The sequence below is a fragment of the Paenibacillus naphthalenovorans genome (assembly GCF_900099895.1).
GTDB classification, from domain to species: Bacteria; Bacillota; Bacilli; order Paenibacillales; family NBRC-103111; genus Paenibacillus_G; species Paenibacillus_G naphthalenovorans.
Genome location: NZ_FNDY01000056.1, coordinates 1 through 15735 on the forward strand (window position 1 = coordinate 1; position 15735 = coordinate 15735).

At 45.6% G+C, this 15735-nt stretch carries 16 protein-coding genes; 7 read left to right on the top strand and 9 right to left on the bottom strand.

Annotated elements, in window-relative coordinates:
* From BLT35_RS25320 to BLT35_RS25340, 6 genes are all read right to left on the bottom strand, one after another.
* Window positions 1-429: hypothetical protein (locus BLT35_RS25320; protein ID WP_139170876.1), on the bottom strand; the 429-nt coding region annotated here is incomplete at its 3' end.
* Window positions 430-548: 119 nt separating this feature from the next.
* Complete coding sequence (locus BLT35_RS25325; RefSeq protein ID WP_074730139.1) at window positions 549-941, bottom strand: PIN domain-containing protein; 393 nt, start codon at window positions 939-941, stop codon at window positions 549-551.
* Complete coding sequence (locus BLT35_RS25330) at window positions 942-1175, bottom strand: hypothetical protein (protein WP_074730140.1); 234 nt, start codon at window positions 1173-1175, stop codon at window positions 942-944. It lies immediately after the preceding gene.
* Between the two features lie 412 nt (window positions 1176-1587).
* Complete coding sequence (locus BLT35_RS25335) at window positions 1588-3288, bottom strand: recombinase family protein (RefSeq protein ID WP_254777670.1); 1701 nt, start codon at window positions 3286-3288, stop codon at window positions 1588-1590.
* Window positions 3289-3358: 70 nt separating this feature from the next.
* Complete coding sequence (locus BLT35_RS27255; protein ID WP_019536173.1) at window positions 3359-3496, bottom strand: hypothetical protein; 138 nt, start codon at window positions 3494-3496, stop codon at window positions 3359-3361.
* A 50-nt stretch (window positions 3497-3546) separates the two neighbouring features.
* Window positions 3547-4305: a hypothetical protein gene (locus BLT35_RS25340; protein ID WP_074730141.1), complete on the bottom strand. Its 759-nt coding sequence runs from the start codon at window positions 4303-4305 to the stop codon at window positions 3547-3549.
* 277 nt (window positions 4306-4582) lie between these two features.
* On the opposite strand from BLT35_RS25340, the gene BLT35_RS25345 reads away from it, so the two are divergent.
* Complete coding sequence (locus BLT35_RS25345; protein WP_074730142.1) at window positions 4583-6094, top strand: tyrosine-type recombinase/integrase; 1512 nt, start codon at window positions 4583-4585, stop codon at window positions 6092-6094.
* 133 nt (window positions 6095-6227) lie between these two features.
* On the opposite strand, the gene BLT35_RS25350 is transcribed toward BLT35_RS25345, so the two are convergent.
* A complete protein-coding gene (locus BLT35_RS25350; protein ID WP_074730150.1) occupies window positions 6228-7592 on the bottom strand; it encodes an ISNCY family transposase in 1365 nt (454 codons plus the stop codon).
* A 77-nt stretch (window positions 7593-7669) separates the two neighbouring features.
* On the opposite strand from BLT35_RS25350, the gene BLT35_RS25355 reads away from it, so the two are divergent.
* A complete protein-coding gene (locus BLT35_RS25355; RefSeq protein ID WP_074730143.1) occupies window positions 7670-8866 on the top strand; it encodes a tyrosine-type recombinase/integrase in 1197 nt (398 codons plus the stop codon).
* On the top strand, window positions 8863-9804 hold the full coding sequence (locus tag BLT35_RS25360; protein WP_074730144.1) for a tyrosine-type recombinase/integrase: 942 nt from the start codon (window positions 8863-8865) through the stop codon (window positions 9802-9804). Before BLT35_RS25355 ends, BLT35_RS25360 begins: the two co-directional genes overlap by 4 nt.
* A 432-nt stretch (window positions 9805-10236) precedes the next feature.
* Here BLT35_RS25360 and BLT35_RS25365 read toward each other — a convergent pair whose 3' ends face one another.
* Together BLT35_RS25365 and BLT35_RS25370 are read right to left on the bottom strand one after the other, a co-directional pair.
* On the bottom strand, window positions 10237-12321 hold the full coding sequence (locus BLT35_RS25365; RefSeq protein WP_074730145.1) for a DEAD/DEAH box helicase: 2085 nt from the start codon (window positions 12319-12321) through the stop codon (window positions 10237-10239).
* A 1-nt stretch (window position 12322) separates the two neighbouring features.
* Window positions 12323-12916 carry a hypothetical protein gene (locus BLT35_RS25370; RefSeq protein WP_074730146.1) on the bottom strand — a complete coding sequence of 198 codons (594 nt, stop codon included), beginning with the start codon at window positions 12914-12916 and terminating at the stop codon, window positions 12323-12325.
* Between the two features lie 121 nt (window positions 12917-13037).
* Between BLT35_RS25370 and BLT35_RS25375 the strand changes: the two genes are divergently transcribed.
* The 4 genes from BLT35_RS25375 to BLT35_RS25385 all read left to right on the top strand — a co-directional run bounded on the left by BLT35_RS25375 (window position 13038) and on the right by BLT35_RS25385 (window position 15517).
* A complete protein-coding gene (locus BLT35_RS25375) occupies window positions 13038-13703 on the top strand; it encodes a hypothetical protein (protein ID WP_139170878.1) in 666 nt (221 codons plus the stop codon).
* Window positions 13669-14064 carry a hypothetical protein gene (locus BLT35_RS27260; protein WP_174350090.1) on the top strand — a complete coding sequence of 132 codons (396 nt, stop codon included), beginning with the start codon at window positions 13669-13671 and terminating at the stop codon, window positions 14062-14064. The genes BLT35_RS25375 and BLT35_RS27260 overlap by 35 nt, the downstream gene beginning before the upstream one ends.
* Window positions 14065-14185: 121 nt before the next feature.
* Complete coding sequence (locus BLT35_RS25380) at window positions 14186-14998, top strand: hypothetical protein (protein WP_074730148.1); 813 nt, start codon at window positions 14186-14188, stop codon at window positions 14996-14998.
* A gap of 78 nt (window positions 14999-15076) precedes the next feature.
* Window positions 15077-15517, top strand: a complete 441-nt coding sequence (locus BLT35_RS25385) for a DUF4871 domain-containing protein (RefSeq protein ID WP_074730149.1) — start codon at window positions 15077-15079, stop codon at window positions 15515-15517.
* Window positions 15518-15735: the final 218 nt, after the last annotated feature.

Genomic DNA, 15735 nt, shown 5'->3' on the forward strand with positions numbered 1-15735 from the left:
CCTTTGGATGCTTCTTTCCATCTTGGAATTCCAATAGTCGATGAACACCTGATAAGATCGCACCGTGGTAAAGAAGGGAATATGTTGGTCTGCCGACAAACGATAGGCCTCAAGACGCTGTACCTGTTTTCTTCTAGCTTTTGCTACACGATGGTTACCGTCGATGGTAAGGTAAACCTCAGGCAAAATTTCGGCTTGGATGATCGGTTTGGATAGGTCCGCAGCCTCGACATGTTCATCTTTTAGAAATGGTGACAGCGACACAGATCGTATATCGATAGCCGTTTTGAAAAAATCCCTTTCACTGGCTTCGATCATGCGAATCACGCATGTGATGTTCCATTCAAATATACCGTTTCGGAACAACTCGTCCGTTTCATGAACAGGAACAGGATCAAAGTTCGGATTCATTATTAATTTCCTTGACATCTTTTTTCTCCCTCAATGCGCGTTATGGTGTCTGACACATGCCCTCATAGAATGAAAAAGACTTTCTAGTTGCTTATAAATAAACCCACTGTATCCTCAACAGAGATACAATGGGTAGGCTAAATGGTGAATAGCGGCAAACCGAATGCTTCTCGAACAAAGCTCATGTCATGATCTCTTGATACAAGACCGAGCTGATGCTCGATAGATGTTGCAATAATAATAGCGTCTGGGGTTTTAAGCTTACGGCCCTTTGACCTTTGTTCTCTTCTTATGTCTCCGACAAGCCGGGCAACACTTGAACTAACCTCAATACATCTGCGTGAATTAAACAGCTTGATCCCTTGCAAGCGAAATTCGGAATCTAATCCGCTGAACACTTCACATTCCGTAATAACGGAAAAATAGATAGGCATTCGATCATCCTTGGCCTGCCTGACAAACTCCAACGCGGCATGCTCACCTGCAAGCAGTGCAATGGCAATATTCGTATCAAATAAATAACCATCCATCTAATTCCACTCTTCCTCGCGCATTTTTTTGACTTCGTCCGTCAATCGTTTAGCTTGTTCCGGAGTCAATATTCCTGCCGATTCGAGTATGTCATCAATGGAGTAGTCATCCTCGACTTCAATCGTTTGGTTATCCAAATTTATTTTCACTTTGCTTTGCGTAATATTCATTTTCGCCAAAATGGAGCGAAGCTCATTTGCCGTTTGTTGATCCATTTTTTTGGGTAGGGACATTAAAGGACGTCCTCCTTCCAATCTGAGATTTGAGCCCTTATATCATACCGGCAACGGATACAGGAGAAATGCTCGCCTTTTACCGTTAGCCATAACAGACACGGAATTCATTAGCGAAAGTCATCATGAGAAAATGATTTCAGGATTTCTGATGTACTCATCCCTATACCAAGTTTGTACTCTTGTCTGCTCTGCTCAATCAGGGATTGGAGCTCCGGATTGGCTTCAACATCAGCTTGAATCGATCGCTGTTTTTCGATATCATTTCACTCCTGTCATAATCGTTTCTTCTGTCATACTGGAGCGCTTAATTTCGTGTTACCAACAGTATAACATAACACACTCAAAATCCAGAAGGAGATAAGCCGGCCTCTTTCGGAATAGCTTATCGATCCAGATGGCTTGTCCCCCCTCACCGCACAAACCGCCCGCTGCACACAAAACGCGCCGTTTCCTGACATAGGTTCGTGTTCACAACGTGTTGAGGTTGTGAACACGATCCGATGTCATTCCCAGGCGAAAGAAACTGCTGCCGTTTTAACTCATCTAGTGCTCCGACTGCAGTAATCTGTACTTCGTTCCCGTCGTAGCGAATAATGATTTCATCAACCAACGTTTCCACGATATGGCGTTTATCCTCAAAGGTCAGTTGATCTCCGCCGCTCTCCACAAACATGCGGATCGTTTGCGTCAGCTCAGCCATTCGGGTCGCGGAAAGCTCTTTCTCCAACAATTCGGTTAGTTGCTTTTCGTACACGGCGAGCTCTTGTTGCAGCGACTTTAACCCGGCGTTGATGTGCTGCATTTCGCTTAACATCTCTTGCTCGTCGATGACTTCCCGCTTAAACATGACTTTAATTTTTTCTTTTTCCTTTTCTTTTTGCTCGATTTGCCGTTTGATTTGGTCCGCGGCAGACCGCAACTCCTGATGAATTTCTTGCGATCGGCTGTGTAGCCTTTCGATATAATCATCGGGGTTGGACAGTGTTTCCAAGATTAGCCGCCATACGTAATCATCGAGCATATCGGCGCGCAGCGTTTGGGTTGGACACTTTTCGACGCCTTCGCCATACTTTTTGGGAAATTTATTGGGACACCGATAACAGGTGTAACGGATTTTTTCACCCGTTACTTTATTCATTCGACCGGTGTAAGTCGTTGCCTGCCACATTCGGCCGCAATGTCCGCAACGGATCATTGATTTTAACATGTAATCATATTTGACATTTCCCGATTTCTTCATGTTTTTCTCTTTCTGCGCTTGCGCCAATGCAAATAATTGCGGGTCAATGATGGGAGGCACCTCGACCAAGATCCAGTCATTTTCACCGCGGAACTTATAGGTTTTTTTCGGCGTCCCGTTCTTCGTTTTTTCTCCCCGAATTTTGCGTGTTTCCCGACGATTATAATAAAACTTGCCTATATACACTTCTGACGTTAACACGCGCCGAATGGAACTGGCGCTCCAATTTCGGCTTTCGCCGCGTTTCGGCACGGCTCCGAGCGAATACAGACGTTCCCCAATCTCCCTAAGCGTATAATTATCGTAGACATACCAATGATACATTTTGCGAACAAATTCGGCTTCCTCTTCATTGATCACCAACGTATGCTCGTGAAGGTCATATCCGTACGGCGCCACCCTCATCGGCATAATTTTTTTCTCTTTCTCCACCGCTTTGAGTCTGCCGCGAACGGTCCGTTTTTTAATTAAGGACAACTCATATTGAGCAATCGAACTCATTAGATTGAAAAACAGCTGCCCCTCCGGAGTATTTCGGTACTCCGTATCCACGAAAACCAATTCGACATCGCTTCTCTCCAGTTCGCGGCAGAGGATTAATTTATCGGTCAAATCTCTGGTCAAACGGTCGGGATGAGTAACAATCAATCGATTGATGATTCCTTGCGCGACATCCTGCCTTAATTCATTAATCGCCGGACGGTCGATATCCTCGCCCGTAAAGCCCTCTTCACGATATACCTTTAGCATTCCTTCTGAAAGCCCCATGTCTCTGGCTTTTCGAAAGCAAATCTCAACTTGCGCATCCAGGCTGGTGCCTTCTGACGCTTGCATACCCGTTGAAACCCTGGAGTAGATCGCGGTGTACATGAAATATGTTCCCTTCTAACCCTTGCTTACACAACCAAGTATTGACATCCCAAGCAACAAAAAAACCGGCTTATTCAGTCGGTTTCAAGATCAATCGTTTTAAGATATAGTCGATTACTGCGCTTTTGGCTTCGTTGGCGGATAAGGCGCTTGAGGGTTTTGGAACCGCGAAAGGCTGAGGCACATATACGATTTTAATAGTCGGCATTCGCTCCATACTCCTCACCTCAATACACCTTATTCCGCCGGACGATTGTCCTAGCACAACCGCATTGTATGTTGAATAGATTTGAACTCCGTTTCCTTTATCCGGATAATAGCTGATTCATGTTCAGCTCCAATGAACATCCAGTGCCAGTACCCTGGTACAACGGATTGATTGATAAATACCGACCATGTGAGGGAAGTAGCTTTCAGTAAGTTCGTGAAATGACTCATTTGGATCATGTCAGGATTATATAAATCCACAATAATGGCTTCTGTTCGCCTCTCTAAACGGAGATAGTAGACCTGTCCATCACTCGATTCCAGAACATATCCATTGATTTGTCTATATTCTCCTGTAGCAAACATGAGTCGATCCTTTATTTCCTCGATACTGAAAACGACTTCTCCAGCAAAGTCAAAACTTTTATAGTCCCATCGATTTCTGCCTATTTGATTCTTGTATACATAGTCGAAAGGTACTCGAGTTAAAATTGCAAACTTTGCTAACAGTTCATTACTAAACCTTCTTCCCGCCTTTAATGGATTGGATAGATCAGAAATGGTTGAAGCAGACCTTGAGTATTTGCCAAGCAGCAACAGTCGTAATTCTGCAGAACCCAAGTTAAACACTTGGATTAGAAATCTCCGCCGATTCGGCAAAGATAATTTTCTTAATAGATTCCCAAATCTATCAGGATCAGTGTATGCAATTTCCTTTAGCTGATCCCAATCTTTACCTAGCCTATTCATTAAAGTCGTTTCTTCAATTTCATTATTAATGAATCTTTGAAGAAGACGGCTTTCTTTCAACTTATGTTTTACTCTCCAACATTATAGTCCTGTTCAAGCCGCTCCATCATCGAAACTCCATAAATGGAACAGATTCAGCTTTGCATCGACCGAAAAGAACCTTACCGCTTCTATTTCCAACAAGTTTATGCTCCATTTGTGGAGCAAACGGGACAGTGTGAGCAGTAAATGATACTTTACGAATAACATGAAGACCATTGGCTCCACCTCCTTTATCAATCACAAAAACTTGGGCTGAGAATGGTCGAGAAAAACTGAATCTGATAGGAGTTGCTTGATGATGGACGAACATACGAAAACTTCGAACAGCTACATCTATGGCTTATTCCAATCGGAACATTGGAAGCAATTAGCGAAAACTCTCTCGTCGAATGCTTCTTATGCGAACACTACTTCGCAAGAATGTTTAGAAACCTCCCCAACTGGCAATCATGATATCAAGAGCTTAAGTTGGGAGAAGGTGCTGTTGTTCTTGAATACCATGTATGCATTTCGTTGGCCTGAAGAGGATACGTCAATAAGTTCTCTAGGCTCGCATGGCTTGAATGAATGGCTTTTTAAAACCCAAATCCAAGGTCGAATTTTTACACCTGTAGTACTCGATTTCCTGGAAAAGAAAAAGTCACTCAAATCAACCAGCTATTTTTCTTTGATTCAATACGCACTAGAGCTCATTAATTTTTTCAAAACCCGCACTGGGCTTGATGCTCGATCCATTCAAGACAAGGAATTGACCAATAAAGATGACCTTATTAATTTCACGGAACAATCATACCCGGACTTTATTCAACGAGACATGATTCTTGCGATATCTAGAAAATTATTCTCGTATGAATTCGATCTAAAGAAACCTTGTGAGAGTCAGTCTCCAGAAGAAGCAACTCAAGTTATCCATCACCCTGCGATAAATGCGCACATCATCTATTTAATCCGATCAGGGGTGAAAGTTAAATCTGTTGCCAAGTACAAGTTCAGTTACACCATGTTTATGAATTGGCTCCATACCAATTACATCCAATTCCAGAGTAACTCGATCAACGACCTTCCTTTATCGATGGTTACGGAAGAGCTACTCATCGAATTCAGGCAGTACTTATTACGGCTGGCATCGAAAGGTGTCTATAGCAAACACACGGTTAGTGACCGTTTCTACGATATCCGATACTTATTGTCTAACCTTTTCAAGTTAGGCTGGCTCTCTAAAGACATTACTTTGGATGTCTCCGGAATCCCGTATGAGAAGTACCTTTATCGCGATTTACCGACCGATGCTGAACTTCAAAACTTTTACCAAACGATCCTACGTCATTCAGACCAGCCAATACTGGAGCTCGCAGCATTTGGGTTGATGCTCTTACTTGGGTTGCGGATACATGAGGTAGCAAGTATTCGTTATGAGGACCTCAATATAGAGAATAAAACCATCTCTGTCTTCGGCAAAAACGAGAAATCGGTCTTGCTCCCGTTACCTGAACCATTACAAAAGTATTTTCAATCTCTGATGGCAAGCCGTTCTCGTAATGACTATGTGTTCGGCGACAATATCCAAGCAATTATTCGCGAATTACGGGCACGCTACAGGCTCTATTCCTTTGTCGCTGGTTGGAATTATCCGGGAGGTCCCCATTTACTCCGGCATGCTTTCATAAGCAGGCTGTCGGAACGTTCGGATTGCCCGCCACAGTTACTGATGTATCTAGCAAGACATGACCGGCCAGAAAATACTGCACGATATGTTCATCGAAGTCCACATCAATTAACAGATGCCGTGAATAAAATCAACTACTGATAGGAGTTGTTCACATGCCAAAAGTAATCCGAGATACTAAGTAGTTGCTCCTGAAAAAGTCCAATTTTAAAAATGGTCTCGGGGAGCCGAGTGGTTTTGTGGATGTCGGTTCCCCCGGATTTCTATTTCTACCTTAGTTTTGAAGCATTTTTGCTGCTCTTTGCAGATTGTGGGTCAGGATTCCGAAGCCGACCCAGCATTTTGAGCCAGCAAAGCCCCGGTACCTGCTGCGGTTCAAACCGTACTTGCGCTTGAGAAGACTAATCTTCGCTTCTCCGGCTGCACGGTAACGCTGCAAGTCCTTAAACCATTTTTCGTTTTCGTACTCCGTGCGGGCAATGCCTTTCTTGCCCTTTCGCGGCAAGCTGGCTCGCTTTACACCAAGTTCAGTAATGGCTGCTTCATTCTTCTTGCTTGAGAAGCCGCGGTCGGTGGCTACGGCCTGCGGTGCTTTGCCGAACTGCTTGATATGTGCTTCTATGGCGGGAACAAGCAATTCGTCATCAGAGGGATTTCCCTCGTAGACGGCGTAACCGGTGACGAAGCCGCTTTCCGTCTCGTCGATTCGCACCTTGTATCCGAACTCCGTGCCTTTGGCTAGCTTGCCCTTCTTGATCGGCCTGGCTTCGGGGTCAAAGAAGCTGACGATACGATCGGCGATGATACGATTGCCGGAGACGACCTGTCTGGCTTGTTCCAGCAGTTTCCCGGTAAGCTCGACCGCCGCCGACAGTTTTGCTTTGCTTTGCTGAACGGCCGTTTTGCCCTTGTCTTGCAGTTTTTCTACGACGCTTTGTGCACCCTTTACGACGCTGTCGGTTACTTCGATTACGCTTTGCGTAATCTTGTCAACTTCTTCCCACGATTCCCGTGTGCGACGCCGCAGTACTTTGGCGATGGACAGAATCTTTTCTTTAACTTCAGCCGTACGATCTTCAAAGCCTTGAACGGCGTGGGAAGCGACCTTGCGGATTTTCTGAATCATTCGCGTGATGACCTTCACACCATCCTGCAATAGCGTAGCATCTGTCGGGTGATGAATGTCGGATTCCACGACAGTCGTGTCTGTACGGAATTTACGGGTTTTCAGAATCGCTTTTTCTTCACACTGTTTGATAAGCGCAGCGTTGATGTCCTGGGCGATTTTATCGCCGTAGCGTTTGCGGGCATAGATGAGCGTGGACGGATCCGGCATCTTCTCATCGATGGCAATACGGCAGAACATTCGCCAGGTGATGCTGTCGCCAACTTCCTTCACGAGCGACTCGTAGCCCAAATTATATTTGTGTTTCAAGACCATAAGACGGATGTACTTCTCGATCGCCAGCGTAGGGCGACCGCTCTTCTTGCCTTTCGGATGCAGCTTCGCGAATGGTTGAAGAAATTTTTCGTCGTCCAGCAAGCGATCGATGATGGCAAGTTCGGCCGGCAGCGTTCTAACAGCTTCCGGAAGAATCGCATCCCACATCGTTATTTGCTCGTCACGAAGTTTCAACATTTTCATCACCTCAAGGAAGGATTCCCGAGGCTCTGCGTTGAACTCCTTAAACAAAGGAATTCTTCCCTCGGGGATGGATGGATTGTTATCTGGACAATAACAATTTCCATTTTGAGGTGCCGAATTCCTTTTTATTTTGTCAAAATAGCCCGACTTTTTCAGGGGTAACTAAGTACTCTGAACTCAAGGAACAATTAAACCAGTTGTTAAGTCATTATGGTCCAGAGAAAATGCGACAAGTTATGGAAACCTTTCCTGTCCAGACACAGACAAAACCTAATATGCCCCCGGCAGTGCGGAACGTTTCATTTCTCGAAGCCGTTGATGCTTTCTATCAAAGCAGCAAGTTTTCTGGTCTTAGCCGGACCACGCAAACAACGTATCGGTCAGAGATGAAACTTTTCCAGCAACATGTGAAGGAAAAGTTTGGCAACGATCCGCAGTTTGAAAAGGTATCAAACGGCGAATTCTTGTCCGACTATATTAAGCTTAATGAGGATCCTAATACAAAAGCCAAGAAGTCTTCCTTTCTTCGCACCTTCATAAAGACCACATACAAAATATTTTATGGCCATCAGGATCTCGGGGACTTGAAGACTATACTACGCGTTCGATGGTCAAACGATGACGCACCAAAAGCCTTTACTAAAGTGCAGATCGCGGAAATCTTGCAGATCGCTCAATCTCGTAACCACGATAGCCTTTACACTGCAATTATCTGGACTTTCCTTGGGAGTGGAATTCGCATAAACGAGCTCTGCCATCTAAGAATCGGTGATATCACTCCTGATACTCAAACAATCAAGGTAACACCCAAAGGGGCTGAGAATACCAAGAAAGTCCGAAAAATCAACGAGCTCGCCTTAATGATGCTCACAGATTTTATAGAGAAAAAATACAGTCGCGCTCGCGAGGTGATGCCAGATTCCGATTATCAAAGGCTCTATATCTTTTCAAGCACTGCCGGGGATAAACCCATCACATCTAGAGCCATTCAGCAATTTATAAAACGTATTATTCGCGAGTCTCAGTCGATAAAGGAGGAAGACAAAGATCGTTTAGGTCCTCACTCTTTTCGTCATTCTTTTGCCGTTCAAGGCCTTGAAGCAGGGATCGATATATACACCCTCTCGAAGCTTTTAGGACACGAATCGATCGACAGCACAATGAAATACTTGCGGCTATTCGATGATCAGCTTCGAGACGCCATTAACAAGCACCCATTTGCTCAAGAAGTCATGAAGCAAATTAAGGAAAGGCTGGAGAAAAAATGAGCCACTTATTATTGGACTCTCCATACTATACCAATTGGAAGAAACATACCCATCTTAAAGAATCGGCAAAATACACTTATAGCCGTCAATTCCTCAAATTTGAGCACTACCTTAGTCAGGATTACGATGGAGAACTGGATTTCGATAAATTTTACTACGACACGGAATCCGAGACCTATCGTCCTATTGATGCTAATTGCATCGATGGTTATATTGAGTTCTTGAAGCAAAGATATCAGGCCTCAAAGAATACCATTTTCAATAACATAGTTTATCTGAAGCACTTTTTCACATTACTCCATGGCCTTGGTATGGTTAAGCAAAACCCCATGAAAAATTTCCCAAACCCTTATTACGAAAGACGAATTATTGATCGTTCTCTTTCGCTCGAAGAGTGTCAGAAATTATTTCAAGTGGCTATTAAAGCCGACCCATTTGTCCGGAAGTACTTCACCCTATTTTTGCTAATGACTACGACCGCTCTTCGAAACAGGGAGATCATACAGTTAACGCTTGAACAGATTGATTTTGAGCGCAGGGTTATTATAGTGAATAAAGGACAGAAAACCATATCCGAAGTCGTTTACATGCCCGATTCCCTCGTTGAAGAGTTGGAACGTTATTTGAATCATCCTTCTATACAAGAATGGCTGAAATCCGGCCATCCAGAGGTTTTCTTCGAGAATAATCGTCCCTTAACCAAGGAAGCGTTAAACCGGATCATTAAGGCGTTTTGTCGGGAAGCCGGAATACTAAAGAAAGTCACAGCCCATAGTTTCCGGCATACAACGGCATACTTGATGCAAAAAAGTGGAATTGACATCATCGCCATTAAGCGCCAACTACGCCATAAGCAGCTGTCGACAACTTTGCGATATGTTCCTCCAGTTGACGCTGCCAAGCTGTTGAACGACGCGTGCTCAACTCTAATTGAATAACAACAAAAAGAACCCGAAGAAAGCAAAGAAAACATGCTTTCATTCGGGTTCATTTATTTGAACAATTATAGTACACAAAGACAGACTAGTCCTGTGGTGTAATTAATCTCCATAAAGGGAATTGGATACCGTTAAGCTCACGGGATAGGTATCAATCAGCTGTCCCGCGAGGACATGATTTGGGCCAGAGGATGGCAACTCATTAGGCTTCCGTTGGGAACAGAAGCGATAGAAGGACTGATTACATTATAATTCTAGTAATGATTAATTTCAACATTCTTATAGACCCGCGTAAAATGAGATGAATCTTTTCTTCAAAGATCGATAGAAATGATGATACTCTCTCCGCCAAGCATTGATTTCTGTTTCATGCCTTTAATGTCGACAATTACTACTATAGGCCTAACAGCAGTTGTTAATTTTAGACTAGCCCTAATTTCCAATAAACAACCCCAACACCTCTACTGTTTCCTCCTCCGCACGCGTCCAAACCGACTCCCGCAACTCTTGCACAAGCCCCTCCGGCCGCAGCCAGCCTTGTACATCTCGCAGGCGAAGCTTATCTGGCAGCATCCGGTTTGCCAGTGGCAGACCTAACTGGCTCTCAGCAGTATCCAACCTGATGCTCACAGCGACGTGTAAGAGGTCTGCTGCAGGATGAACTAGCCAGCGTGGCTTCAGCTCCTCGCGGAAGCTGACGTAGTACGGCGTGATCTTCGACGGTCGTTCCTCGGGTGCGACGTAGACGGACAACAGCCGCAAGGCGAGGCTCATACGCACGCCGCCGAGGTGGAAGGCGCAGTAATACCCGTCCTTATCCTGCACGACAGGCCACTCCCCCTCCGCCAGCAGCAGCTTGTGGCGAAGCACCATCGGATGCTCGGTCCTCCGGTTTGCCGGACCGCTCACGTATGACCATTGACTTTCGCCATCGGGCAGCCGGGCTGAGGACTTGACCTTGAGAGAGTAAGCAGAGCGTTCGACCACTTGAAAGTGGTTACCGCCGATGCTAAGTCCTTTGCCTTTCAAGTGTTTTACTTGGTTAGCCAGCCTCCGCCCAGTGACCGAATCCACGGCGGTTTGGCCTGGCAGCGTCTCGATGACAGAGTGAAGCTCGCCCCGCAAGGCCCGATCTCTTGCCTTGGTCGTTAAGCGAACCCCCCTCGGTGTATCATGAATATCACCGCCGTTAGCCATCATCGTTAACAGTTCCTGCATAATGGCGCCATCAATTTCCTTCTCGAACAGACGGCAAATAAACTCCCGACTGCGCACTCCCCCCTTACCCTGAAATATGTAAGACAGTACCTGCTGCCGCAGTACGGAGCTGATCGGGCCTACTGGTTGATTAGCAAACCAGCCTACGCGAGCCGCTTCGAGCATCGCCTCCTGCAACACCGCGTCCTGCTCAGAGCGGGCGCACAGCATGACCTGCGTATGCTGCGAGCGGCGATTGCCGCGGCCGATGCGCTGCAGGAAAGCTGCCATATCCGGCGGCGGAGCGTCCAGGGCGACGCCGTCGACGTCGCCGATGTCGACCCCTATCTCGATGGTCGAGGTGGCAACCAGCACGTAGCGGTCGAGTCGGCGCACGTCCCGCTCGGTCATCTCGCGCAGTGTCTTCCCCAAGCTGCCGTGGTGCGCACCGACAGAATACCCAAAAACCCGCAGCTCCTTGCACAGTAGTTCGGTGAGCTCGTCCACGCGCTTGCGGTTATTGCAGAAGACGACCCATTTCTCAGAGCTTCGTCCCTTTGCACCGAGATACGCCGGGAGGGCTCGCTCCACAGGAGCAAACCGCATGCCAGGCGGCACCACTTCAATAATCTCCCGCTTTCCGGGTACGAACACGAGTCCGCCGCCGGGAAGAAAGGTGTCAATGACGGCCTGAGGCTCGGCGACCGTTGCGCTGAGGCCGACGATCTGCAATTGTTTGCTCCGAGTCCAGCCTGAATCATAAGCATGAGCCACCAGCCGTTTCAGCCGCTCGATTAGCCATCTTGTCTGCTCGCCGCGCGGAGATCCGTGCAGCAGATGAATTTCGTCGAGTACGACGGCGCGGACGTGAGCCAGAACGTGAGCGCTTCCATCCTCGGCCAAACCACGGCACAGCATACTGTCAAGTGACTCTGGCGTCGTAACAAGAATATGCGGAACCGCCTCCGACTCCCATTTGTATTCCCCCGTACGGCGCACGAGACGAAGCCCGAGCCGCTCTGCGGCCGGACCGAGCCTTGCATGGATGTCGTTGACGAGCGCCCGGGTAGGTGACAGATACAAGATCGTCCACGGACCGGACATCCCCTTCAGCCGCTCTACTAGCGGAGCATAAGCTGCCTCGGTCTTGCCGCTGGCGGTTGCTGCACAGATGAGAATGTTCCGACCGTCCAGAATCGGCCCGATCGCTTCCCGCTGGACCGGAGTCAGCCGTCCGAAGCGCTGGAAGAACACCGGCCATACCGTAGGAAGACGCCTGCTCAGTTGACGGTCCTTCTCGAGCTCCTGTGATGTTGTCAAACTAAGCCATCTCCTTCGGCGGTCCGTACAGTACGTCCAGGAACGCCATATACCATTTGATAAACTGCCTCAGCAGCTCGCTCTCTACATACCCGCGTCCGTCCAGCAGCGTATGCACGCGGTCGGCTACATTCGGATCGTAAGGGCGCTGAAGCTGATACGCCTCTTGATAAAAGCGGTAAATTCGATTGGCGAGTTCGAGCCGCTCCTCCTTTTGGAAAAAACGCAGTTCCAATGCGGAGCCTCCACTTGCTTCGACCAGATCGTTCAGGTAGACGTCTCCCTCGTCCATCGAGTCTCCCACGGTACCAAAATAGAGTGCTAGCGGCACCTTTGGTAAATTGCGTTGTCCACTGACATAACATTCTATCGCCCTCAAGGTCAGCATCAGCTTCTGCTTCTGTGCCTTGGTCAGATGCTTGTTCTCCGTCTCGAATTCGTCGATCGTAATGATAAGCCCCTTATACCCTGCAGCCTTAGCTAGCCAAGCCGTTCCTAGCAGCGATTCGACTAAGCCGTTCGGGCGGTCGAGAAGAGAGCGCGGGACCGCAGGGAAAACCTGCACACTCGCTCGTGTTTGCTTACGCAACTCCACCAAGCAGTCCCCGGGCGTGCGGCTTTGAGGGTGAATGAATCTGAATCGTTGTACCATATGCAATCTGAATTTCGGAAGCGTTCTTATCCGTTGGCTGTACCTTACCTGCGACGACGCTTTTATGGATATTTACTTATTGTTAGGCGATAATGATCCTCATCTCCCTAGATTGGATACTATGCACTCAGTTGCACATTTCTTTCCAGCATCTTTGAACACGTACATAGAGAACGACGATAAATTTGTTAGGCTTATAGGTTCAATTGATCGTTCAAATTATACGAAATCCATTGACGAAGTAGCAAGCCGATTGGACCATTACTTAAATAAACGTATATGTTTATCCGATTCATTAGAAAAGTACTTTCTTCGTGATGCTATTTTTTCGAATTACCAGCATCAGGAAGATGGAAAGTGGAAACTATATTTTAAATGTGATGAACGAACTATAAGGGATGAAGAATTCCATGCAGAGGATCCGTTACAGGAGTCTACAACAAACATCGAGGAATTGATTGCCATCTTGGAACAGAAAATTCACGAAATTCAAAGTATAAGTGAGTCGTTAGAAAGCTATGGAAAGGCAAGGCAAGGAGGAGTTGAAAAACCTCTCTTTCAAACCATCTATGAAGAATACGAATTTCAAATGGCGCCCATCAGAGCGATATGCAAAACGAATACAGTTTCTGTAAAACACAACCCAGTACCGCGACGGTACTGGGTTTGCTATATGCCGGGGAAAGAGGAGAAGAATGATCGCAGCGGCGAATATCTTCTTCTGGAGTAAAAATGTCCGCCGGCTTCAACCCGCCGCGCGGCAGCTAGGCCGGTATGCCCAAATGTCGCGCAAGCATGTGTTTTTGCTAGTTCCCGGGACGACGCTGAGAATGTGCGGCAAGGATCAGCAACAATTGAAGCTGTACAAAGTTTCGTTTCAATTGTTTCGTCTAACGGCATCAACAGATTCCCGAAGAAGAAATTTGGAAGTCCAACGTTCCATCGTGCCGCAAAATCTGTCCGGAATGATGGATTATGTCACATTGTATTTGGATCATGGCCAAGGATTATTTTTCCGGGAATCATCCTGTCGGCATGAGGAGCAGGGGTTCTATGATACGGCATTCTTTATATTTTGTAAAGAAATGTAATTCTATAGAACTATATACCATATTTTACAATTATGATACAATAAAAGAGTTGGAAGATTATTCCTTTCGTTGATATGCTGGCCAGCTGTCAAAATAAAAGGTAGTGGAGGAACTAGTGCAAATGTTTAAAAAAGCCCTTAGTTTAATACTAGCTATTTCTTTAGTTATTCCTGTAGGAATTTCCACCGCTGCAACAGAAAAAGAGCCAAAGGAAAAGGATCCTGAAAAGATCCTACTTAAAGCTGGTTTTCCCCAATCTCTTCTGGATACATGGCCGGATAACGTTAAGCAGGATTGGGTTGACCGTGGTGTAACAAAATATGAAGGTCAAGTTTCACAGTACTATAAAAGAGACACAGAGACCGGTAAACTGAATTTAGAACAAACAGTGGACTCCTCTACCGGGCCCGGGGATGTAAGCTTGATGGGAACCATCCCCTCATCTGATATGGTTTTCCGTATTACAAGAGCATCTAGCGGAACCAGAACTTGGGGGATTCAAAACGAGATTGAATGGCTGAATCCAGATTTTATAATGGGGCCTGAAGACACGCTTGCAACGTCATGGAGTAGTAACCTCAGAGCTTATGGAAATACATTCAGCTGTTATCAAATGTATAAAGATAGCGCCGGCATTTTTCGTAATGATCCACCAGGAAATTGTGGAGGACAACCGTTTAACGCTGAAGAAAAGGGTGTAGCTTGGAAAATTGATTTTACAAATGGTTTCGATGGGTATAAGGCTTATTCATTACAAACTGTCTACGTAAGCAATGGTTCTACAAGCGGGACAGCTTCAATCTATTCAAGATATGCCCATGACACAAGTTCAAATTATCAGATACAAGTAAATTTTGCGAACTACGGTAGTATTGCTTTCTCCAGTAGCGGGTCTTTTGACCAAGCTGCTAATCAAAACGACTGGACTTATTAATCGAATAAAAAGTATTATAAAGCCAGGGTTAAATATCCTGGCTTTTTCATTAAGTATCAAGGGTAGGTGTATGTAAAAATGAGGCAACATTTTTTTATTGTGATCTTAATAGTGGCTTTATCCCTTACAGGATGTAATGAAAGGACGTCAGACTATGCACTGTCCCCTTCATTTGATTTAGACATGGGCAGTAATCAAGCAATTGAAGTTACGGGTATAGAAGGGAAAATAGCAATTTCGTACACTAAACCGTTTCAAGCCGACACTCCATATGATGTATTATGGCTATTTTGGAATAATCAAAATAAAATAGAAGGTAAGAAAATGGAGGTTATGGGATTCAAAAAAGATAGCACTCTTACTAGCCAAATCCTTGTAGTTGAAAATTTAGGTGGAACACATTTAGGTGCAAATGCGCATCATAAAACAAAAATGATTATACCTGAACCGGGAATATGGAGATTGCAAGTTAAAATAGAGGGACAAGATTTTTGGGATATAGTTTTAGAAGTAAAATAAATTTTTCTTACTTATAAAAAAGACAAATATAAAAACCCTAGATCCAATGATCTAGAGTTTCCAATCGTCCATCACGGACAAAACGTGTGTCTTGCGGCAATTGCTCATCACGAGCGAAATTAATTAGTTTCCCCTGAAAAAGTCAGGGTGTTTTGAGCATAATTAAAAGGAATTCAGCACCTCAAAATGGAAATTGTTATTGTCGAGATAACAAAGTT